Annotated in this window: 18 protein-coding genes; 11 read left to right on the top strand and 7 right to left on the bottom strand. The window is 62.1% G+C overall.

The genetic code is table 11. The features are described from left to right. Window positions 1-2 precede the first annotated feature (2 nt). The 9 genes from WC597_RS01815 (at window position 3) to WC597_RS01775 (ending at window position 9,794) form a co-directional block, all read left to right on the top strand. Window positions 3-1,658, top strand: a complete 1,656-nt coding sequence (locus tag WC597_RS01815; protein ID WP_372691484.1) for a long-chain-fatty-acid--CoA ligase — start codon at window positions 3-5, stop codon at window positions 1,656-1,658. Beyond that, on the top strand, window positions 1,655-3,013 hold the full coding sequence (locus WC597_RS01810; RefSeq protein WP_083793401.1) for a glycoside hydrolase family 1 protein: 1,359 nt from the start codon (window positions 1,655-1,657) through the stop codon (window positions 3,011-3,013). Before WC597_RS01815 ends, WC597_RS01810 begins: the two co-directional genes overlap by 4 nt. Further along, on the top strand, window positions 3,010-4,122 hold the full coding sequence (locus WC597_RS01805) for an alpha/beta hydrolase (protein ID WP_008260296.1): 1,113 nt from the start codon (window positions 3,010-3,012) through the stop codon (window positions 4,120-4,122). Before WC597_RS01810 ends, WC597_RS01805 begins: the two co-directional genes overlap by 4 nt. Window positions 4,123-4,225: 103 nt before the next feature. Beyond that, a complete protein-coding gene (gene treF / locus WC597_RS01800; protein WP_372691483.1) occupies window positions 4,226-5,836 on the top strand; it encodes an alpha,alpha-trehalase TreF in 1,611 nt (536 codons plus the stop codon). Window positions 5,837-5,885: 49 nt separating this feature from the next. Next, entirely contained in the window at window positions 5,886-7,211 is a 1,326-nt protein-coding gene (locus WC597_RS01795) for a sugar MFS transporter (RefSeq protein ID WP_372691482.1), read from the top strand. Beyond that, window positions 7,204-7,623, top strand: a complete 420-nt coding sequence (locus tag WC597_RS01790) for a nuclear transport factor 2 family protein (RefSeq protein ID WP_372691481.1) — start codon at window positions 7,204-7,206, stop codon at window positions 7,621-7,623. Before WC597_RS01795 ends, WC597_RS01790 begins: the two co-directional genes overlap by 8 nt. 188 nt (window positions 7,624-7,811) lie before the next feature. Continuing rightward, window positions 7,812-9,155 carry an ATP-binding protein gene (locus tag WC597_RS01785; protein WP_372691480.1) on the top strand — a complete coding sequence of 448 codons (1,344 nt, stop codon included), beginning with the start codon at window positions 7,812-7,814 and terminating at the stop codon, window positions 9,153-9,155. Between the two features lie 38 nt (window positions 9,156-9,193). Beyond that, window positions 9,194-9,511 (top strand): response regulator, encoded by a 318-nt coding sequence (locus tag WC597_RS01780; protein ID WP_372691479.1) that lies wholly within the window; start codon window positions 9,194-9,196, stop codon window positions 9,509-9,511. 10 nt (window positions 9,512-9,521) lie between these two features. Next, the gene (locus WC597_RS01775) at window positions 9,522-9,794 is read left to right on the top strand and encodes a LysR family transcriptional regulator (RefSeq protein WP_372691478.1); all 273 of its coding nucleotides are present in this window, start codon (window positions 9,522-9,524) and stop codon (window positions 9,792-9,794) included. Between the two features lie 119 nt (window positions 9,795-9,913). On the opposite strand, the gene WC597_RS01770 is transcribed toward WC597_RS01775, so the two are convergent. The 7 genes from WC597_RS01770 to WC597_RS01740 form a co-directional block, all read right to left on the bottom strand. Beyond that, complete coding sequence (locus tag WC597_RS01770) at window positions 9,914-11,551, bottom strand: 3-(methylthio)propionyl-CoA ligase (RefSeq protein ID WP_372691477.1); 1,638 nt, start codon at window positions 11,549-11,551, stop codon at window positions 9,914-9,916. Window positions 11,552-11,602: 51 nt separating this feature from the next. Further along, entirely contained in the window at window positions 11,603-12,289 is a 687-nt protein-coding gene (locus WC597_RS01765) for an OmpW family protein (protein ID WP_372691476.1), read from the bottom strand. A gap of 124 nt (window positions 12,290-12,413) precedes the next feature. Then, window positions 12,414-14,039, bottom strand: a complete 1,626-nt coding sequence (locus tag WC597_RS01760) for a GMC family oxidoreductase (protein ID WP_372691475.1) — start codon at window positions 14,037-14,039, stop codon at window positions 12,414-12,416. A 33-nt stretch (window positions 14,040-14,072) separates the two neighbouring features. After that, window positions 14,073-15,533 (bottom strand): aldehyde dehydrogenase family protein, encoded by a 1,461-nt coding sequence (locus tag WC597_RS01755; RefSeq protein ID WP_372691474.1) that lies wholly within the window; start codon window positions 15,531-15,533, stop codon window positions 14,073-14,075. Between the two features lie 62 nt (window positions 15,534-15,595). Continuing rightward, on the bottom strand, window positions 15,596-15,778 hold the full coding sequence (locus WC597_RS01750) for a rubredoxin (protein WP_372691731.1): 183 nt from the start codon (window positions 15,776-15,778) through the stop codon (window positions 15,596-15,598). A 32-nt stretch (window positions 15,779-15,810) separates the two neighbouring features. After that, window positions 15,811-16,035: a rubredoxin gene (locus tag WC597_RS01745; RefSeq protein WP_372691473.1), complete on the bottom strand. Its 225-nt coding sequence runs from the start codon at window positions 16,033-16,035 to the stop codon at window positions 15,811-15,813. A 169-nt stretch (window positions 16,036-16,204) separates the two neighbouring features. After that, entirely contained in the window at window positions 16,205-17,416 is a 1,212-nt protein-coding gene (locus WC597_RS01740) for an alkane 1-monooxygenase (protein WP_372691472.1), read from the bottom strand. 213 nt (window positions 17,417-17,629) lie between these two features. On the opposite strand from WC597_RS01740, the gene WC597_RS01735 reads away from it, so the two are divergent. Together WC597_RS01735 and WC597_RS01730 are read left to right on the top strand one after the other, a co-directional pair. After that, window positions 17,630-18,859: an NAD(P)/FAD-dependent oxidoreductase gene (locus WC597_RS01735; protein ID WP_372691730.1), complete on the top strand. Its 1,230-nt coding sequence runs from the start codon at window positions 17,630-17,632 to the stop codon at window positions 18,857-18,859. Between the two features lie 170 nt (window positions 18,860-19,029). After that, window positions 19,030-21,528 (top strand): LuxR C-terminal-related transcriptional regulator, encoded by a 2,499-nt coding sequence (locus WC597_RS01730; RefSeq protein WP_372691471.1) that lies wholly within the window; start codon window positions 19,030-19,032, stop codon window positions 21,526-21,528. Window positions 21,529-21,550 lie beyond the last annotated feature (22 nt).

Here is a 21,550-nt window from a genome sequence, read left to right as displayed (position 1 = left end):
CCATGGCGCTTCGCTTCGCGGATCCGGCGCCGGACGCCTATGCCTATCCCCTGCTGATCCGGCATCTGCTGCAGAGCGCCCTGGACGCCCGCAGTGGGCGGGAGATCGTCGGATCCGATGGCCGGCGTCACGACTATCAAACGCTGAACCACCGCATCGGGCGGTTGGCCGCCGTGCTCTCCGCCCACGGGGTGGAACAGGGCGACGTCGTCGCGGTGATGGACTGGGACAGTCATCGCTATCTGGAGGCCTATTTCGCCATCCCGATGATGGGGGCGGTGTTGCAGACCGTGAACGTGCGGATGTCCCGGGATCAGATAGCCTACGTCCTCAAGGACACACGTCCGCGCGCAATCATCGTCCATTCGGATTTCGCGGACGATCTCGCGGCGCTGCGGCCGACCCTTCAACCGGGCTGCGTCATCATAACCTGCCACGACGGCGTCGCCGTCGAGGTCGAGGTCGAGACCAGAGTCGGCGACTATGAGGCCCTGCTGTCAGCCAGCGATGCGATCTTTTCCTTCGTCGATTTCGACGAGAACGCCCTGGCCACGACCTTCCACACCACGGGCACCACGGGCCTGCCCAAGGCCGTGACCTTCAGCCACCGCCAGCTCGTGCTTCACACGCTGGCGGTGGGTCTTGCCATGGGGCAGCAGCCGGTCGAACAGGGGCTGTGGCGTGAGTCGGTCTACATGCCGGTGACGCCGATGTTCCATGTCCACGCCTGGGGTCTGCCCTATGTGGCGACCCTGCTGGGGCTTAAACAGGTCTATCCGGGACGCTACGTTCCCGCCCGCCTGCTGGCGCTGAAGCGGGACGAGGCTGTCACCTATTCCCACTGCGTGCCGACGATCCTGCAGATGATGCTGGATGAAGCGGGGCCCGACGCCCGGCTCGGGCCATGGACCATCATCATCGGCGGATCGGCCCTGCCTGAGTCCCTGATGCGCGCCGCCGCCGCCGCCGGGATCACCGCCGTGGCCGGCTACGGAATGTCGGAGACGTGCCCAGTGCTGACCCTGTCGCGGCATGACCTGGAGGATGTCCGGCCACCGGAAACGGTTCGCCGTTGGGCCGGCCGTCCGATTCCCCTGGTGCAAATCCGGCTGCACGACGAGAGCGGCGAGGATGTTTCCGGCGTGGCGAATGGACAGGGCGAGATCGTCGTACGCGCGCCCTGGCTGACACAGTCCTACCCCAACAGCGCCCAAGCCGGCAAGGCTCTGTGGTCCGGCGGCTGGCTGCATACCCAGGATGTGGCCACACGTGAGCCGCAGGGCGACATCGTCATCTGCGACCGGTTGAAGGATGTCATCAAGACGGGCGGCGAATGGGTCTCCTCCGCCGAGATCGAGGATCTGGCGCTGCGAGATCCGGACATCGCCGAGGCGGCCGTCGTCGGCGCACCGGACGCGCGATGGGGCGAACGCCCCGTGCTCTTCGCGGTGGCGCGCCCCGGCTGCACACCCTCGCTCCAGACCCTAAAAGACCGGATGTCACCCATGGTGACCGCCGGCCAGCTCAGCCGCTGGGCGGCGCCCGATCGGCTGATCCTGATCGAGGCCCTGCCGCGCACCAGCGTGGGCAAGATCGACAAGAAGCTGCTGCGTCTTCGCCTGGGAGAAGACGTTCTCGACAGCCGGAGCGCCTCATGACCCGCCTATCCTCCCCCACCCCGAGCCGGCGCGCCATCCTGACGGCCGGGACACTCGCCGCCGCCCTCGCCACCCGGACGTCAGCGGCCCCCGCCGCGGCAAACGCCGTTCGCGGCGAGGGCGCGGTGCCTTTTTTGTGGGGTGCGGCGACCGCCGGGCACCAGGTCGAGGGCAACAATGTTGCCAGCGACATCTGGCTGCTTGAACAGGTCAAGCCGACCCTGTTCAGCGAGCCGTCCGGCGATGCCTGCGACAGCTTCGAGCGCTGGAGCGAGGACGTGGAAATCGTCCGGTCACTGAACCTCAACGCCTATCGGTTCTCCGTCGAATGGTCCCGCATCGAGCCCGCCGAGGGCCAGGTCTCCCTGTCGGCCCTGGAGCACTACCGGCGCATGGTCGTCGCCTGCCGTGAGGCGGGTCTGGCCCCCATCGTCACCCTCAGCCACTTCACCTCGCCGCGCTGGTTCGCGGCCAAAGGCGGCTGGTTCCACCTGGATGCGCCGACGACCTTCGCCCGCCACGCCGAGCGGGTCATTCGCCACCTGGGCGAAGGCGTCAGCCATGTCGTGACGTTCAACGAACCCAATCTCCAGCTTCTGGGCGAATGGGGCCGAACCCCGGACCCGACGGTTCGCCAGACCATGACGGATATGCTCGCGGCCGCAGCGAAGGCCAGCGGGTCGGACCGCTTCTCCCTGATGAACACGGGAGATGCGGCGGCTATGGTCGCCCCCGTCCTGGAGGCGCACCGATTGGCGCGACAGGCGATCAAGACAGTTCGACCCGACCTTCCGGTCGGCATGACCCTGGCCATTCCGGACGATCAGGCCGAAGACGCTGACAGCCGGATCGAGGACAAGAGAGCGGCAGTCTATGCGCCCTTCTTCGCAGAGGCACGCCAAGATGATTTTCTGGGTGTCCAGACTTACAGCCGCAGCCTGATCGGCGCCGAGGGTCCGCTCCCCGTACCCGAAGGCGCGGAGCGGACCCAGATGGGCGACGAATTCTATCCGCAGGCCATCGGCAGCTCGATCCGCTACGCTTATACGCAGACCGGCCGCCCGATCCTCGTCACGGAGAATGGGCTGGCGACTGAGGACGATCGCGTGAGGGCACGCTTCATCCCCGCAGCGACGGCGGCCGTCCTCGCGGCCCGGAGCGACGGCGTGCCGGTGATTGGCTATCTGCACTGGTCGCTGCTGGATAATTTCGAGTGGTTCGCCGGCTATGGTCCAAAGTTCGGGCTCGTGGCCGTGGATCGCACGACGTTCAAACGCACGGTCAAGCCGAGCGCTCGCGTCCTCGCGGATATCGCCGGGTCTGACCTTTCTCGATCTCAGGGGCTCGCTTCATGATGAACCGGATCCGCCTCGTAGCGGCCGTCTTGGCCGCATTGATTGCCGGAACGTCTTCAGCCCTGGCGCAGGCCCCGGCGGCCGGTGCCGTCGAGGACCCGTCCACTGCGCATCTCCCGCCGATTGTCCTGCCCTATTCCAACTTCGCCAGCCCCGAGGCGCGCGTTTTGGCGGGTCGGCTGATGCATGAACCGCCCTTCGTCTTCGGAGACGATATCGCCAGGGCTCGAGCGCACTACGGGCGCTACAACGACGACCGCCTCGCAGAAATGCGAGCCCTCTATTCGACGCGCGAGGAGCGACTGACCCTGGGCGGCGTGCCGGTCGACGTCGTCATGCCGACCGAAGGCGTGTCGGAGCGGAATACGGATCGGGTCCTGATCAATGTCCATGGCGGCGCCTGGATGTGGGGATCGGGCAGCGGCGCGCTGGTCGAGGCCATTCCCGTCGCGGCGGTCGGCCGGATCAAGGTGGTGGCTGTCGATTATCGTCTGGCGCCCGAGCACCGCTATCCCGCCGCGTCGGAGGATGTCGCCGCCGTCTATCGCGAGCTGTTGAAGACCTATCGGCCCGAAAACATCGGCCTCTATGGCTGCTCGGCCGGCGGCGTCGTCGTCGCCCAGGCGACCGCCTGGTTCCAGACCCACGACCTGCCTGCCCCCGGCGCAATCGGCACCTTCTGCGGAACGGGCTCGGGTTATGGCGGGGACAGCATCTTCCTCGGCCAGGCGACGACGGGCGGCACGGCGCCGCCGCCCGCCGCCGCGGAAAGCATCGGCATCCCCAACAAGTATATGGAGGGAGTGGCGCTGGATGACCCGGAGGCCTATCCCGCGACCGACGACGCCGTCATCGCGCGTTTTCCACCCACCCTGCTGCTCGCCGGCGGTCGCGACTTCGCCGCCTCCACCCTGACGACCATGCATCGCCGGCTGGCGGCGGTCGGTGTCGAGTCCCACCTCTTCCTGTTCGACGGTCTGTGGCACGCCTTCTTCGTCTGGCCGGATTTGCCGGAGTCGAAGGAGGCATATGGGCTGATCGCACGGTTCTTCGATCAGCATCTTGGCGAACCGCCCGCCGCAACGGCCCGGGACGCCGCACGGCCGTGACCCGCAACCGCAGGTTTTCTGCCTCCCTGACCCCAAACAGAGAGCCCGCTGCCTGCGCTTGTGCGCCAGGCCGGCCCTCGGTCAATTTCCAGAGTCTCCCCTGATGTTCTCGACAGGCCCTTTCCTCCATCGTCTTGTCCTGGCCGTCGCGGCCGCGACTGTGCTGACTGCGGCGCGGGTATCCGACCCGACGCCCGCCGACCTCTATGGTCCCCTGTTCGAAGCGATTCAGGCCGGCAAGGTGTTCGGGGACGGCAAGACCTTCGTGGACGCCGTGCCCCGCCGCCCCGTGGCCGAGATCATGGCGGACTACGCGCGCGAACGCCCGGAGGGCGAAGCAGCCCTGCGGGCCTTCGTCGAGGCCCGTTTCATCGTCCCGGACGCGTCGCCCGCATCGGATTCCCCTCTCGTCGCGGAAGGCCTTTCGCTGCGGGCCCATATCGCGGCGCTTTGGCCTGTGCTGACACGCGCGCCGCTGGAGCCCGTCGAGGGCTCTTCGGCCTTGGCCCTGCCGTCGCCCTACGTCGTCCCCGGCGGCCGCTTCCGCGAGATCTACTACTGGGACACCTATTTCACGATGCTGGGCCTCAAGGCCGACAGGCAGGATGCCCTGGTCGAGTCCATGCTGGAGAATTTCGAGGTCCTGATTGCCGAGCACGGGCACATTCCCAACGGCGCGCGGACCTATTATCTGAGCCGGTCTCAGCCGCCATTCTTCGCCCTGATGGTCGGACTGTCCGACCGCACGGACTCCGAAAGTCGCCGGACCCAGCTCTCGGCGATGCAGAGTGAGTACGCCTTCTGGATGAAGGGGGCCGACTGCGTCGCCGCGACCGGCGCCTGCGACCACGTCGTGCGGATGCCGGACGGCGCCCTGCTCAACCGCTACTGGGACTCCCGCGACACGCCGCGCGATGAAAGCTGGGCCGAGGACGTCGCCACAGCGCGCGAGGCGACGGGCCGGCCCGCTGCAGAGGTCTATCGCGACCTGCGCTCTGGGGCGGAGAGCGGTTGGGACTTCAGCTCGCGCTGGTTCGACGATCCGCAGAACATCGCCACCCTGCACACGACCGAGATCGTGCCGGTCGACCTCAACAGCCTGCTCTGGACACTCGAGCGGACCATTGCTGCCCACTGCCGGGCCCTGGCTGAGCGCGCCTGCGTGCGGGACTTCGATCGCCGCGCGGGAGCCCGAAAACGCGCCATGAACAGGTACCTTTGGAGCGTTTCGGAGCGCCGCTTCGGAGACTGGGACCGCCGGACCGGCCGGATGACGTCGAGCGTCTCCGCAGCGGGCCTCTATCCCCTGTTCACGGGTTGGGCGAACCGCAGCCAAGCCCGCGACACGGCGCGCCAGACCGAGGCCGTCCTAATCGCGCCCGGCGGCCTGCGCACCACCGCCCTGACCACCGGACAGCAGTGGGACGCTCCCAACGGCTGGGCGCCGCTGCAATGGGTCGCAATCTCGGGCCTCGACCGTTACGGGCATCGCGCCACAGCCGAGACCATTGGCACGCGCTGGCTCGGCACGGTCGACCGCGTCTACCGCGAGACCGGCAAGATGCTCGAGAAATACGACGTCGAGCAACAGCGGCCCGGCGGCGGCGGCGAGTATCCCCTGCAGGACGGCTTTGGCTGGACCAACGGGGTCACCCGCGTCCTTCTGGATCGCTATCCAGACGTCGTGTCCGAAACCGCGCCGACGGCGCCCTGACACAAAGCCCCGCTTCCAGAAGACGCCGCCCTTGACCGGAAACCACCCCATGATCGCCACGCCCGCAAATGACACCGTCCCGTCGTCGAGCGGCCCGAAGGGAGACGTCGGCTATCTGCAATGGTTCGTCTTCGGGCTGTTCTTCATCTTCGGCGGCATCACCAGCCTCAATGACGTCTTGGTGCCCAAGCTGAAGGAGCTCTATTCGCTCAGCTATTTCCAGGCGATGTTGATCCAGACGGCCTTTTTCGCCGCCTATTTCATCGTCTCCCTGCCAGCGGCCGCCCTCGTCCAGAAAGTCGGCTACATGCGCGGCGCCGTGGTCGGCCTGCTGATCATGATGGCCGGCTGCCTGATGTTCATTCCTGCCGCCAACGCGGGCCTGTTCGGGGCCTTCCTCGGCGCCCTGTTCGTCCTGGCGGCGGGGGTGACCCTGGTCCAGGTCGTCGCCAATCCGCTGATCTCCATGCTGGGCGCGCCCGACACCGCCTCGAGCCGTCTGACCTTCGCCCAAGCCTTCAACTCGCTCGGCACCACACTCTTTCCCTGGGTCGGCGCCACGCTGATCCTGGGGTCGCTGGCGACGGTGAGCGCCGCGGAGTTGAGCGGAACGGCCCTGACCGCCTACCGCGCTGCGGAATCCGCCGTCATCACCCACGCCTACATCGGCATAGCCGTGGCCCTGGCGGTCGTCGCTGGTGTGGTCTGGCTGAATCGCAATCGTCTGGTGGAAGACCAGGCGCCGACCATCGGCTTCCTCAGCGCCTTCAACCTGCTCAAGCAGCCACGCTTCGCCTTCGGAGCTCTGGGCATCTTCGTCTATGTCGGCGCCGAGGTCGCGGTCGCCAGCCTGATGACCAACTATCTGATGCAGGCCGACACCCTGGCCCTGCCGGCACAGGGCGCCGGCGAGCGCCTCGCCCTCTACTGGGGCGGCGCCCTGGTCGGTCGCTTCATCGGCGCGTGGGTCATGCGGTTCATCGCCCCATGGAAGGTACTGGCCAGCGTCGCCCTTGGCGCCGTTGTGTTGATCGCCCTGTCGGTGTTCACGACCGGCGCAATTTCCGGCTACGCGCTGCTCGCCGTCGGCCTGTTCAATGCGGTGATGTTCCCGACCATCTTCACCCTGGCTTCCGCCGGTCTCGGTAAACGCGCAGCGGAGGGGTCCGGCATCATCTGTATGGCCATCGTCGGCGGGGCCATCGTCCCGCCGCTGACAGGCTATGTCGCAGACGTCTCAACCCTGCGGATCGCTTTCGTCATTCCGGTGGTCTGCTACTTCGTCATTGCCCTCTATGCGCGGTATTGCGGGGGCATCGGGAAGGATGTCAGCGACATGTCTTGGTCCGCGAGCCAGGAGCCCGGCGATGCCTGAACGGACCGCCCTGCCGGACATCATCCACCGATATCTCGACGCCTACAATCGGAGGGATGTGGAGGCCCTGGTCGCGTGCGTCTCGGAGACGGTGTTGTTCGAAAACGTCTCGAACACCAGGCCCTCCTTGCGCATCGACGGGCGCGATGCCTTCGCCCGCCTCGCAGCCCAGGCGGCGGAAACCTTCACCCTCCGGCGGCTGGAGGTTCGAACTGCGGTCATCGCCGGGGATCATGTGGCGCCTGAGGTGGACTGGACCGGTACGCCGGCCGTGGACCTCGGAGAGTTCAGGGCCGGGGAGCGCGTGGTGCTGCGCGGAGCGTCGTTTTTCACCATCTCCGGCGACCGGCTCGTCAGGTCGTGGATCTCAGTTGAGCGGCCTGACAGCAGACAGCGAATTTCCGGACCGTGAACGGTCGTGTGAGCCGGGGTGGGCGGGCACTCAATGGCGCGCTGGTGGCGTCGTCGGCCTCGTCGCGCTGTTCAGCATGCTGTTATGGTGCCGCTCCTGGCCGTCGGTGTCTTCCGGCGCCAGGCTTGCGCGAACGCGTTGATTCGATGGTCGCAATGGCTCTCGGGCGCCTGTGAAGGGGCGATGACATGAACCAGGGCGATCTCAGCCGTCTTGGCGGCGCCATGGTGGCGCGGGCCCGGCAGTGGCGAACCCGCATCGGACTCGGCGCGGTCATCGCCTTGGCCTTCTTCACTATGACAGGGTGGCCCTTCGCTTTGGCCTGGCTGCTGGTCTACTCGATCCTCCAGGCGCTCGAGTTCTGGGGCTTTCGGGTGTCGCGGAAGTCGGAGGACTGGACGCCCTCGACCGTCTGGGCATGGCGGGCGGTCGGCTTCATCGCCCTCAACAATCTCGTCTTCTGCGCCTTTGCAGTCCGGCAGGCCTTCGGCGGCCAGGATCTCTCGGTGATCGCCGCCATCCTTGTTATCGCCGGCGCCATAGTGAACGGCGTGATCGCCTGCGCAGGCTCCCGGCACCTGACCTGGGCCTCCATCCTGCCCCACATTGGTTGCTTCTGCGCCGTCACCGCCTCGGTGCTGATGGCCGGCTATCCGCCCTGGCTCACCGCCCAGATGGGCGTCGCCGGCCTGCTTTTCGTCGTGCTTGCGATCGCCGCCTCGAACCAGCTGGCCCAGAAACTCCGGCTCATGGAGCAGGGGCGGCTGACGGCCGAAAGCGCCAACGTCTCCAAGAGCCAGTTCCTGGCCAACATGAGCCATGAGAGACGAACGCCTCTCAACGGCGTGGTGAGCATGGTCGATCTGCTGGCGCGATCTCCGCTCTCGGCACCGGATCGTGAACTCGTCCAGATCATCCAGTCCTCAGCGGACACCCTGACCACCCTGCTGTCCGACATCCTGGACATGGCCCGCATCGAGGCCGGTGAGGTCACCCTCGAATACGTCCCCTACCATTTCGGGGACATGGTTCGCTCGGCCTGCGCCCTGTTCACCCTGCGCGCGCAGGAGAAGGGAGTCGCCGTCGTCCTCGAACTGCCGGAGGACGCCGATCGCTTCATCTTAGGTGACGGCAATCGTCTGCGTCAGGTCTTGAACAACCTGATCTCGAACGCGGTGAAGTTCACGACGCGGGGCCAGGTCACCGTCATCGTCACCCTGCCCGAGGCCGGCTGTGTCCGGGTAGTGGTCGCCGACACCGGGGTCGGGTTCGACCCACAGGCCTCCGGCGATCTCTTCGCCCGCTTCCAGCAGGCCGACGGCACGATCACGCGCAAATTCGGCGGTTCCGGCCTTGGGCTGGCCATCTCCCGCGAACTCGTCTGCCTCATGAAAGGACGGATCGGCTATGACAGCATCCCGGGCGAGGGGGCGACATTCTGGATCGACCTCCCGTTCGAGCCCTGCGAGCCGTCGGATCGATCGTCATCGAAGGCGACGAGATCGAGATCGGCCGTACCCTCACCGTCCTGATCGCCGACGATCATCCGATCAATCTCAAGGTGGCCACGATGATCCTCGAGCAGATCGGCTCGCGCTGCACCACGGCCGTCGACGGCGCCGAAGCCGTCGCCGCCTTCCAGTCCGGACGGTTCGACCTCGTCCTTATGGACATGCAGATGCCGGTTATGGACGGGCTGACCGCCGTCCGGGAGATTCGCGCCCTCGAAGAACGCTTGGGCCTCGCGCGAACCCCGATCGCCATCCTGTCGGCCAACGTCATGCCCGAGCACATCGCGGCCGCATCCGATTCAGGGGCCGACGAATACCTGTCCAAACCCATCCGCCCCGCCGATCTGCTCAGGCTCGTCTCAAGGCTCACGGCGTGAGGGCGCTCGAATGTGGGGCGGTGGTTCACGGACCCGAGGAACATCCGACCGGCTCGCCCTGACGACGCCTCCGTCCGGATCGCTTCTGGCGCATTCGCCTTTGGCCGGATGCCCAGATGCTGGACCTCGCGATCTGGATGTCTTCGCCAAGGTGGTGGAGACTGGAGGGTTTACACAGGCGCCTCGACTGCTCGGATCCTCGAAATCTACGCTCAGCGGGCGGGTCGTCGGTCTCGAACATTTTCTGGGCGCCGAGCCTCTGAAACGCGGTCTCCGACGCTGATGTTTCTTGACGCACTGACCGAACGCGTACCCTACGGGTGGACCGCCGTTTGAACGATGAGATGAGGCCGATGGATCGCCTCGTTCAGAGCGAATGAGCAGCCTATGTCGCCTTCGCTTTCATTCCTCGGCTGAAATCGGCTTGTAGTCGCGAAAATCTTCTCTCAACCTTGATTTGAGAAGCTTTCCCGTTGCGGTGTGCGGAAGGGCCTCGACGAAGACGACGTCGTCCGGCATCCACCATTTTGCGACCTTGCCTTCAAAGGTCTTCAACAAGTCCTCGCGGGTCACGTCCGCCTCCGGTCGCTTCACGACGATGAGCAGGGGACGCTCGTCCCACTGGGGATGTGGAACGCCAATGACCGCGGCCTCCTGCACGGACGGATGGCCCATCGCGATATTCTCAAGGTCGATCGAACCGATCCACTCGCCGCCGGATTTGATCACATCCTTGGAGCGATCAGTGATGGTCATATAACCGTGCGGGTCGATCGTGCAGACGTCCCCGGTCTTGAACCACCCATCTTCTGTGAATGCCGAAGGGTCAACACCGTGGAAGTAGGACCCCGAGATCCATGGACCTCGAACGAGCAAATCCCCGAAAGCGACCCCGTCTTTAGGCAAAGCGCGACCGGCGTCATCGACGATCTTCAAACTCACGCCAAAGATCGGGCGTCCCTGTTTGGCGATAAGGTCGTACTGCGCCTCCGCCGGCAAATCGCGCTCGCCGCGCCGCATGGAAGTGATCGTTCCCAGAGGGCTCATCTCGGTCATGCCCCAACCTTGAAGAACCCGAACCCCGTGAGCCTTGTCGAACCGTTCGATCATCGCGCGCGGCGGCGCCGATCCGCCAATCAGTGTTCGTTGCAGCGAGTCCAGGCTCCGTGATTCGGTTTCGCAGAAGCGCAGAAGCTCAAGCCAAACCGTCGGTACGCCAGCCGCTGCCGTAACCCCCTCAGCCTCGAACAGTTCAAACAGACTTGCGCCGTCCATCTTGAAGCCCGGAAACACGAGTTTGGCGCCGACCATAGGCGCCGCGTAGGGAATGCCCCAGGCATTGGCGTGGAACATCGGCACAACGGGGAGGATTGTGTCATCGGCCGTCAGGCCTATGGCGTTTGCGCCGTTGACCGCAAATGCATGAAGTATTGTCGATCGATGGCTGTAAAGAACGCCCTTTGGGTTTCCAGTCGTCCCAGATGTATAGCAAAGCGAGGCAGCGGTGTTCTCGTTGAACTCGGGCCATTCAAATGTTTCGTCCTGGGCCAGAACGAGGTCTTCGTAACAAAGCAGATTTTTTAGGACGCTCTGTGCAGGCATGTGTGCCCGATCTGTCATCACTATGATGCCGCGAACGCCGCTCAAGCTCTTGTCTAGGCCTTCGAGAATGGCGAGCACGTTGAGGTCGGCGAAGATGAATTGATCTTCTGCATCATTGATTATATAGGCAATCTGCTCCTGGAACAGGCGCGGGTTGATAGTGTGGCAAATGGCTCCGATGCCGGAGACCGCGAAATACACTTCAAAATGCCGATAGCCGTTCCAGGCGAGGGTGCCGATCCGGTCGCCCGGGGCGACGCCCAATGCTGCAAGCGCTTTCGCGAGCCGGCGTGAGCGCCGGCCGGCATCCGCGTAGGTATAACGATGGATCGGTCCCTCGACCGAGCGTGAAACGATCTCTGTGTCGCCGTGATACTCCGCCGCGTGTTCAATCAGTTGCGATATCAGCAACGGACGGTCCATCATAAGTCCAAACACTGGATTTCTCCCTAGTTCTCAGATCCTCCGCTCGGAAGGACCCGATCACACCTAAAACCGATAGACCAACCCGACATTCGCCAGGATCGGCTTGATATCCAGGGTCGCCTGAACAGGCGCGCCCCCAAGCGATCCGGAGGCGTCGGCGGAGAAGGGGACGTATCGGACGTCGGCATTCAGCATCCAGGCCGGATTGAGGTCGTAACGAACGCCTGCCTGGACTGCCGGAGCCCAGCTGTCGTCGATGTCAAAGTTGGTCAACGCCTTGTCGTTCTTGTTAAGGAAGACGATTCGCCCCACGCCCAGCCCGAGATAGGGATGGACCTGACCCAGACCGTTGAAATGGTACTGGGCCGACAGGATCACTGGCCCGAAGTCAACTTCCGCCAGAGATCCGAGGGGCGCGATGGAACCGGCGCCGTCAATTTCGGCAGTGGGCGGCACACCGACGAACAGATTTACCGCAATATTGGGCGTGAAATAGTATCCGACATCGACCGTTACCGAGCTTACATCTTCGATGCTGACGTTGGAGCCGGGGACGGGTCCGCCGCCCAAGGTGAGGCCCGATGCCTCCTCATCCACGAAAACTTGCGTTGCATTCACGCTGACGGCCCATCGCTTGAAATCTTGAGCCTCTTGGGCCGAAGCGGCTTGCGCTGAAAAGACACAGAAGACCGCGATCACTGCGGCGAGTTGTGAAAGCCGTACAGCGTTGGGCTTGCCGTTCGCACTCATGAAACTGTCCTCCCTGGTATGCCGTCCCTGTTGGCGGGATCGGCGTTTGTTGATGGTTTGGTAATGAATTCGGGCATCGGGAGCGCGCCCGTTCGGCGCGGCTCCGGTTCGTTGTGGCCATGGCCTAGTGGACAGCCTCCCCGGTTGCGCCGGATGCGAGTTTCGTTTTGCCGAGAATGAGTTCCGCGGCTCTTTCCGCGATCATCATCGTCGGGGCGTTGGTGTTGCCGGCCACAAGCGCGGGCATGATAGACGCATCCACGACCCGAAGGCCCTGCACCCCTCGCACCCGAAGCGCCGGGTCGACGACCGAGGCCGGATCACGCCCCATCCGGCAGCTTCCTACGGGATGGTAGATCGTCTCGGCCCGCCTTCGGATGTCCGCCACGATGTCCGCGTCGGTCTGAACCGATGCCCCTGGAACCAGTTCGGTCCTGGAATGGACTCCCATCGACGGCGCCGACAGGATGCGCCGCCCCAGCTTCACCGCCGCGACCATGGTCTCAAGGTCTTCGGGCGCCGAGAGATAACCTGGATCGATCAGCGGGTCGTCGAAGGGGTCGGAGCTTTTCAGCCCGATCCTTCCCCGGCTCCTGGGCAGCAGATCGCAGACGTGCAGGGTATAGCCGTATCCGAACGCCAACTCCCGGCCATGATCCTTCAGCAGGGTCGGCAGGAAGTGGAACTGGATGTTCGGCCGCGACCGCTCCGGCGAGCTTTTCACGAACCCGCCGGATTCGGCCACATTGCTCGTCAGGAACCCTCTTCCCAGGAAGACGTAAGACAGGAGACCGGCAAAGGCCCGAGGAATGAACGACAATGCGACGCCGATCGGCGTGCGGTCTTTCGATTCATGCATGATCGTGATGTCGAGGTGATCCTGCAGATTCTTCCCGACCTCCGGGCTGTCCACGACCACCGGAATGCCATGGGCTTTCAGCTCCGCCGCGTCGCCGATGCCCGATAGCAGCAGCAGTTGGGGCGAATTGACCGCCCCACCGGACAGTATGACCTCTCCATCGGTGCGGACGTCGATCAGCCTGCCCCCGACGGAGTAGGTCACCCCAACCGCCCTTTGACCTTCCAGAAGGACCCGCGTCACCCGCGCGCCGGTGATGATCGTGAGGTTCGAGCGTTCCCGGGCCTTGGACAGAAAGGCGCGCGCGGAGCTCCAACGTCGGCCGCGGCGCTGCGTGACCTGATAGCGGCCGATGCCGGCCTGGGTTTTTCCATTGAAGTCCTGAACGTGCGGAAGCTGGATCTCCCGTCCCGCTTCGACGAAAGCCTCGCTCAGCGGGTTGACCGTTCGCAGGTCACTGACGTGCAACTCCCCGTCGCCGCCATGGAACTCGTCGTTCCCAAACCGTTCATTGGCCTCCATCCGCTTGAACAGTGGAAGCACGTTCTTGTACGACCAGATCGGGTCCGCCGCCTCGCCCCACGCGTCGTAGTCGTCCGCGTGGCCGCGGATGTACACCATGGCGTTGATCGAACTGGACCCACCGAGCGTCTTGCCCCGCGGCCAGAACAGACGGCGGTCGCCAAGATTGGGCTGGGGCTCCGTGTCAAAAGCCCAGTTGAGGGTCTTGCTCTTTGACAGCAGGGCGATCCCGATGGGCATGTGTATCAGCGCGCTGCGATCCGGCGGACCTGCCTCGAGCAGGCAGACGCGCGTTTTTGGATTCGTCGACAAACGTTCGGCCAGTAGACATCCGGCTGATCCCGCCCCGACGATGATATAGTCAAACATAATTTCCCTCCCAATCATTCGTTTGTTCTCACCTCATCCAAGTATGCGAACGGTCATCTCGATGAGCTTTCTTACGCGAGCAGTATATGGAGGGAAGAGAAGACCCAAAATGGAAAACTTGTCCTTTAGAATAGATCGTTCATGGGAGAAGGTTTTGAAGCCGTAGAACCCGTGAGCAGTTCCAATTCCGCTGTTGTTGACTCCTCCAAACGGTAGGTTTGGATGCAGAAAGTGGACAACGTTATGATTAATGCAGACGCCACCAGAACTGGTCTTCTGAATAACAGCGTCATAGAAAGAAGCGTTATTGCTGAAGACGTAGATTGCAAGGGGCTTTGGAGAGGCGTTAATCTCATCCAGAACGGCGCCAAGGTCGTCGTATTCGATGATTGGAAGAATTGGGCCGAATATTTCTTCCTGCGAGATCGCCATATGCGGCGTCGTCCCGCCCAGGATCGTCGGTGAGAAATAGTTCTGCTCTGGATCTCGCGTCCCGCCTTCCAGGACCGTCGCACCTTTGGCCGTGGCGTCGTCGGCTAGGGCGCTCAGTCGCTCAAAATGCCGACGGTTCACGATCCGGCAATAGTCCGGTCCGGCCTTCTGCTGTCCGCTCGTCTGTCCGTACACCCGCCTGATCTCGCGCCGAAGCGCGTCGACCAGATCCGCTGCCCGGTCGCGAGCGACATAGACATGGTCAGGAGCGATGCAGGTCTGGCCGTTGTTCGCGAACTTGCCCCAGACGAGCTTGCGGGCGACCTGTTCGATATTCGCGGTCGAATCGACGATCGTCGGTGATTTGCCACCCAGTTCAAGCGTCACGGATGTCAGGTGTCTCGCCGCCGCCGCCATCACCATCTTGCCGACACTGGGACTACCGGTGAAGAAGATGTGGTCGAAGGGCAGATTCAGCAGGGCTTGAGAAACTTGGGCGTCGCCTTCGCAAACGGAAACGAGTTCCCTGGGGAAAGTTTCTTCGACGATGTCTTTTATCAACTCGGAGGTGTGCGGAGTCATTTCCGACGGCTTGATTATGGCGGTGTTTCCAGCCGCCAGGGCCGACACCAGCGGGCCGAAACTGAGATTGACCGGATAATTCCAAGGGGAAATGATCAGACAGACCCCCTTGGCTTGATAGCGGACCTGCGCGGCGGTTCCGAACATCCCCAACGAGCCGGGAACCCGGTGCGGCGCTAACCAGGATCGGAGGTGGCGCTGGGCGTGTGATATTTCCTGGTAGACCGGGAATAGCTCGGTCAGGCGCACCTCGGACTCAGGCTTCCTGAAATCTGCGTAAAGGGCTCCGATGATGTCGTTTTCTCTACGCTTGAGCGTCGCCCTCAAGCGCGACAGAACGGCCAGCCTTGCGTTCAGTGTAAATTTCGCCCGATTATCAACAGCCGACTGACGTTGCAGCGCGAACAGGGACTCGATCGTATCCTCGACGCGGGGCTTACCCGACATCATGCTGGTTGCCGTTATTGCGTGAACGGTCATTCCGTTCTCCTTCATAAATTCCCGAGATTGCCGACCGGAAAATGATCGTCCACTCGAACGGATCACCCATAGAGATCGTAGTCTTCCTTGGTCGCGCCGCAGTCCGGGCAGTACCAGTCTGCGGGGACATCCGCCCATCGGGTGCCGGGCGCCAGGCCCGTATCGGGATCACCCAGAGCCTCATCGTAGATGTGACCGCAGGTCACGCAGTGCCATTTCGCGAACGGCTCGGGTTCCGCAGCAATACCCGACGGTTCTGTCCCCTGGCCGGCGCTGATCATCCCCCGGCTCCGGCCCCGGCGCTGGATCGGCGTCCGGTGTTTTCTGTGGTTTCGCCCGAGCCCAATGGAATAAAATCGGGTTTGTCGCGCACGGCACAATCGGGGCAGGCCCAGTCATCGGGAATTTGCGCCCATGATGTACTGGGTGGGAACCCTTCGTGGGCCTCTCCTAGGACTTCATCATAGACGTAGCTGCAATCGGGACACTGAAACCGGGCCATGTCCTGCTCCTTTATCGATTTGTCTTTGAAAGTTGAGTTCCGGCGACGAGGCTGGTGACGAGGATGCGATCACCCGCGCCCCGCTTTTCAGGACGCCATCCCGGCCCGCGACGGTCGGCCGAGGAGACCCGGGAACGAGCCTCCTCGGATAGTCGCTCGAGGTGGGTTTCTACTCGGCCGCCGCCCGAACTGGCCGGCGTGAAGCCGCGCCGAACTTGCGTTCAATCTGTTTTCTGCGCGCGCCGTCGATCTGAATCTTGCCAAGATCGCCGCCAGCCCATTCTACAACGCGGCGGTCCATCACAGACCGGAACACGGGCGGGATGAGCGCCATGAAGAACATGCCCGGATAGCCGCTCGGCAACTCCGGAAGCCCTTTAAAGTCACGGAGAGACTGATAGCTGCGCGTCGGGTGAGCATGGTGATCGGAATGACGTTGAAGATGGAACAGGATCAGATTCGAGGCGATGTGATTGCTGTTCCAGGAATGCCGGGGCAGGGCGCGTTCATAACGCCCGTCCGCCGTTTTCTCGCGCAGCAATCCATAGTGCTCAATGTAGTTGGCGCTGGTCAGCTGCCACCATCCGAACGCAATCTGGATGGGCAAGAACACCAGCAGCTTGGGATCTGGTCCGAGCGCCAGCAAAAGGGTTGCGTAGAGAATCAGGGAAATCAGCAGCGGCGGGATGATTTCATTATCCAGGCTCCAGATACCCTTGCCCACGCGTTCAAGCCGCACCTTTTCCAGATTCCAGGCGCGCTTGAAGGCTCCCGGAATTTCGCGCAGCGAAAATTTATAGATGCTCTCACCCATCCTGGACGTAGCCGGATCTTCCGGAGTTGCAACGTCGCGATGGTGACCTTTGTTGTGTTCGATGAAGAAGTGGCCATAGCCGACCACGGCCAGAACGATCTTGGCCATCCAGCGATCAAAGGCTTCCTTCTTGTGTCCCAATTCATGGCCAGTGTTCAGCGCCAGGCCATTGACAATGCCCAGAGACAGGGCAAGCGCGACGACTTCCCACCAGGCCATCGGCTGGGTCACCACCCACCATGCCGAGACGATGAGCGAGGCATAATGCACGGGGACGGTCAGATAGGTTAGAACACGATAGTAACGATCCGCCTCAAGGCGCGCCACAGCCGCCTCCGGAGGATTGTTCGGATCGTTCCCAAATACGATGTCCAGAGCCGGAATGACGGCATACCAGACAACCAGTGTAAAGGCGTAAAAAACACCCAACCCGGTCAAGCTGACCAGGTAAAGGCCGATCAACGGCGCTGCGGGCCAGACGACCGACAACATCCACAGATAGCGTTTCCTGTCCACATAGTGGTCCGGCGCGCTATCGGCGGACGGATTTCGTGCGAGGGTGCTCACCTGTCGTCTCCTTTTCCCAATGCAGACACATTCACTGTGTTCGTAAGATCGGTTCTGATTGACCGTCTCAGCAACTAGGATTGATCGGAGAAGACGAACAACCCCACTAAAGTGTGGTTTTCAGCCTACGTCAGGGCATCTATCCGGCGTAGGCTCGAAGCTGCGGCTGGTGTCTGGATGTCCCACACAAGGCGCGCGGTTTGGAGGGCTTCTATGAGCCGATCGAACTTGAAGGTGGTGATCCTTGGCGCGGGCCATGCCGGGGGAACAGCCGCCGCCCTGCTTCGCCAGTTTGGGTTTGACGGCGACGTAACGCTGGTGGGTGAGGAGCCCATCGCGCCCTATCATCGCCCGCCCCTTTCCAAAGCCTGGCTCCGGACCGGTCTCGAAGGTGCATGGCTTCCCTTGAAACCGGTCGATTTCTACGCCGGACACGGCATTGACTTCCGACCTGGTGTTCTTGCGGAAAAGCTGACGCGTCTGACCAAGGCGGTTCATCTCTCGACAGGCGAAGTCCTGACCTATGACTTTCTCATCATCGCCACGGGCGCCCGACCGATCAAACTGGCAGTCCCGGGATCGGATCTGGCCGGGGTGCTGGCGTTGCGCACGGCCGATGACGCCGAACGGCTGAGGGCGGTCATCAAGGCGGGTCAGCGGTTGGCCGTCATCGGTGGCGGCTATGTTGGTCTGGAAGTCGCCGCGTCTGCGCGCGCCCTCGGCGCGGAGGTGGTAGTTATCGAGCGCGAAAGGCGGCTGCTCGCGCGGGTCGCCGGCAAGGACCTTTCCGCATTCTTCCTCGACTATCACCGGGAGCGAGGCGTTAGTTTCGAACTGGGAGCGGCGGTGTCGGGTTTCGAGGGCCACGATGGACGCGTAACCAGCGTCAAGCTCGACGGGGGCGGCACGATCGCCTGCACCGCCGCCCTGATCGGTATCGGCGCCGCCCCAAATGATGAGATCGCGCGGGACGCAGGATTGGACACGGCCGGCGGCGTCATCGTCGACCTGGAAGCCCGCACCACTGATCCGGCCATTTTCGCGATCGGTGATGTGACGCGCCGGCCGATGCCAATCTATGATCGCATGTTTCGCATGGAGAGCGTACCCAACGCACTCGAACAGGCCAAACAGGCCGCCAGCGCCATCGTCGGTCGGGCGCCGCCGCCTAGCGAGGTGCCATGGCAGTGGTCCGACCAGTACGATCTGAAGCTGCAGATCGCCGGCTACCCCTTCGACGTCGACCGCGTCCTTCTGCGCGGCGAACCGGCGAACGCCAGGTTCTCCGTCTTCCATTTGAGGGGCGATCAGGTCCAATGCGTCGAGGCGCTCAACTCGCCGCAAGATTTCATCTTCGGCAAACAGCTGATCGCCAGTCGCGAGTCGGTTGACCCCGGCAAGCTGGGCGACCCGGGCATCGCCTTGAAGGAGATCGCAGCCTGACGAACAGCCGGAGAAACAAACAAGGCCCGCAGCCACGCACAGGGCCTATCAGTTCGCGAGTAGCGTCGCTGGCCTCCGGATCACTGTCGCGCCCTCGCATCTTCGACGTCGATAATCCGACGCGCTGGTATCTCCTTTGCGCGCCCCGCGGCTATGGGAAAACTGTCGCTATGGCTCAGTATTGGGCAGATCATCGCAAAGCCTATACTGCGGCGGCATGGGTTTCGGTCCGGGAGTGCCAAGGCGATCTGCAACGCCTTGCGGATCTCATCTGCGCGCAACTCTCCGCTCCCCAGCAGGACACGCCGCTTCCGCCTCCGAAAGGAGGTCCTCTCAACCTCAATGATCTCGCCACCTGGCTCTGGCAAACCTGGGATCGACCAGGAATGAAGGTTCTTATCTGTTTCGATGATCTCGAATTTGATCTGCACGCGATAGATGAGATCGAGGCCTTCATGCTCGCGACGCCCGGCGGAGTGGAATTTATCGGGGCCAGCTCGGCGGACATCGGATTTTCGCGAATGAAGGCTCGACAAGGTATGCGGCAGTTGAGGCATGACTCCCTTGCCTTCACACTCGAGGAGGCGAGATCGCTATGCAGCGGGGAAAAGCCGGCAATCTCGGAAGCTGAAATTCACTTGCTCTGGAACCGCACCCAGGGCTGGCCCGAAATCTTCTGCCTCCTCATGCGAGCGGCATCAAAAAAGCGATCACTGCCCGCGAATCTCTCTGCCGATAGAATAACCGGTAGGGATATCGACCTCAATGAATATTTCCGTACCACAATACTCAACTCATTTCCTGACGACGTCGTTAAGTTCTGTCTCTGTGCATCTATCATTGGTTGTGTATCAGAGGAGTATTTCAATTATGTGTTCTGCAGGGAAGATGGGGCTTACTATATTGATAAACTCTCTACCGAGCAACTCATTTTGACAGCAGCGGACAGATCTCGTCTGACATATGAGTTTCACCCCCTGATTCGTGAATTTTTGGAACACAGATTCGCGATAGAGCATCGCGGCTCTAAATCGACTCTGCTCGCCCGCGCAGCCCAGTGGCAAAGGCAAAACAACAACAGCCGCGAAAGCATCAACCTATCCTTACGCGCGGGCGAGAACGAATCGGCCGCTGATGTCGCATCTGAAAACATGATGGATATCGCGCTGCGGGAAGGCGAGATAGATCAAATCCAATTCTGGCAGGGCAGCTTTTCCGCTGCTGTCATTTCGGGCTCGCCAACGATTGCCCTGGGGCTGGCCTGGGCCCAGATTTTCAGTCACGACAATGGGAGGGCAGACGGGCTATTGGCGGATTTGCGCGCCGCGGACCTCGGCGGTTCTGATCAAGAAATACGAAAACAGATTGAGTGCTGGTGCGATCTCGTCGCGGCTATCGGCGCAGCGACCGCCGATAATCTGTCGGAAAGTCGACGTCAATGCGAGGCCTGGATCAAAGCCTATGACGGGGCGGATCTGGTCAGCAAAGGTGCTGTGCTCACATGTCTTTGCTTTCTTGCGTCCAGCGAACACCGTTTTGATGATTTGCGGACGTTGTTTCTGGAAGCATCATCAGTAAACAACATTGCTGATCACCGCTACGCGCTGGGCTGGCTCTACGCGGCTATGACTCTTGCTGAGATTTCCAGGGGGAACATGCACGAAGGTGCTGAATTACTTCAGAAGGCTCGTGACGATGAGAATGCCAAAATCAATATGACTCCATTTTCTGTAAATCTTTTGAACACGTTAGAACTTGAGATCAACTACGAGGCCGATCAACTTGACGGACTGGAGGCGCGCGTTGATGAGGTTCTCGAATTTGTAAGACGTCACGGAATTGTCGATTTTACATTTTCCGCCTATCGTACCGCTGCGGCAATTTCCCGGCGAAATGGCAATTCACAACGTGCTATCGAGCTGCTCCAGGAGATGCGCGTTATAGCTGGAGAGTACGGATTCTCCCGGCTAGAAATTCTAGCGAGATTGACGCTCGCGGACATGTTCATTGTAGAGAGCGCGGAGCGAGCTGTCTCTATTTTACCGAACTTCAGTCACCCTGTCTTTCTCACCACTCAAGGACCGTATCTCCGCGCTCGGCAATCTCTGACTGAATCTCGCATTGCGGCAAAACAGGGGAAATTTCACCTTGCCAACCGTTTGGCAAATATCGCTCTGGACCATGCACGCCGATTTGACCTTGGTCGAATGGAGGTCGCGGCGTTGCTCTGCGCCGCCGTCTCTTGCGCTGGACTAGGAAGAACGGCGCTCTCGGAACAGCGCGTCGCCGACGCGATCGACATTGCTTCGCGCCTTGGGTGTTATCGCACGCTCCTCGACGAACGTTGGCATCTGGAAGCTCTTGGATCCATCTCAACGCCGCTGTTGAATCTTATTTCCAGTGAGGAGGGATTGGGGCGTCGAGACCCTGTTCTCGGGAACAACCGCGTCCCGCCGCTGAATAGCGCGAGTTTCGTTGCGCTCACGAGAAAAGAACTGGCCATCCTTCAAAGGATAAAAGAAGGACTATCGAATCGTGATATCGCAATCAAGCATCGTATAAGTGAAGATACTGTTAAATGGCACGTCCGCAATCTGTTCTCCAAATTGAAAGTTAAAAACAGAGTTCAAGCATTGATGGTCGCAGATAAAATCGGATATTTACAGTAAAAGTGGCTTTCGGCCCTCGAAA

Origin of the sequence: Brevundimonas sp., from assembly GCF_041648115.1 — a bacterium.
Taxonomy (GTDB): domain Bacteria; phylum Pseudomonadota; class Alphaproteobacteria; order Caulobacterales; family Caulobacteraceae; genus Brevundimonas.
The sequence above is the reverse complement of the archived record's forward strand: the minus strand, read 5'-3'. Positions and strand labels throughout refer to the sequence as shown.

Excerpts from the sequence above, each read along its gene's own strand:
- WC597_RS01815 (WP_372691484.1), top strand. The coding sequence starts at position 3 with ATGGCGCTTCGCTTCGCGGATCCGGCGCCGGACGCCTATGCCTATCCC.
- WC597_RS01745 (WP_372691473.1), bottom strand. The coding sequence starts at position 16,035 with ATGGCCCGGTTTCAGTGTCCCGATTGCAGCTACGTCTATGATGAAGTC.
- WC597_RS01735 (WP_372691730.1), top strand. The coding sequence starts at position 17,630 with ATGAGCCGATCGAACTTGAAGGTGGTGATCCTTGGCGCGGGCCATGCC.
- WC597_RS01805 (WP_008260296.1), top strand. The coding sequence starts at position 3,010 with ATGATGAACCGGATCCGCCTCGTAGCGGCCGTCTTGGCCGCATTGATT.
- WC597_RS01795 (WP_372691482.1), top strand. The coding sequence starts at position 5,886 with ATGATCGCCACGCCCGCAAATGACACCGTCCCGTCGTCGAGCGGCCCG.
- WC597_RS01730 (WP_372691471.1), top strand. The coding sequence starts at position 19,030 with ATGGCTCAGTATTGGGCAGATCATCGCAAAGCCTATACTGCGGCGGCA.
- WC597_RS01810 (WP_083793401.1), top strand. The coding sequence starts at position 1,655 with ATGACCCGCCTATCCTCCCCCACCCCGAGCCGGCGCGCCATCCTGACG.
- WC597_RS01755 (WP_372691474.1), bottom strand. The coding sequence starts at position 15,533 with ATGACCGTTCACGCAATAACGGCAACCAGCATGATGTCGGGTAAGCCC.
- WC597_RS01785 (WP_372691480.1), top strand. The coding sequence starts at position 7,812 with ATGAACCAGGGCGATCTCAGCCGTCTTGGCGGCGCCATGGTGGCGCGG.
- treF (WP_372691483.1), top strand. The coding sequence starts at position 4,226 with ATGTTCTCGACAGGCCCTTTCCTCCATCGTCTTGTCCTGGCCGTCGCG.
- WC597_RS01760 (WP_372691475.1), bottom strand. The coding sequence starts at position 14,039 with ATGTTTGACTATATCATCGTCGGGGCGGGATCAGCCGGATGTCTACTG.
- WC597_RS01765 (WP_372691476.1), bottom strand. The coding sequence starts at position 12,289 with ATGAGTGCGAACGGCAAGCCCAACGCTGTACGGCTTTCACAACTCGCC.
- WC597_RS01775 (WP_372691478.1), top strand. The coding sequence starts at position 9,522 with ATGTGGGGCGGTGGTTCACGGACCCGAGGAACATCCGACCGGCTCGCC.
- WC597_RS01790 (WP_372691481.1), top strand. The coding sequence starts at position 7,204 with ATGCCTGAACGGACCGCCCTGCCGGACATCATCCACCGATATCTCGAC.
- WC597_RS01780 (WP_372691479.1), top strand. The coding sequence starts at position 9,194 with ATGATCCTCGAGCAGATCGGCTCGCGCTGCACCACGGCCGTCGACGGC.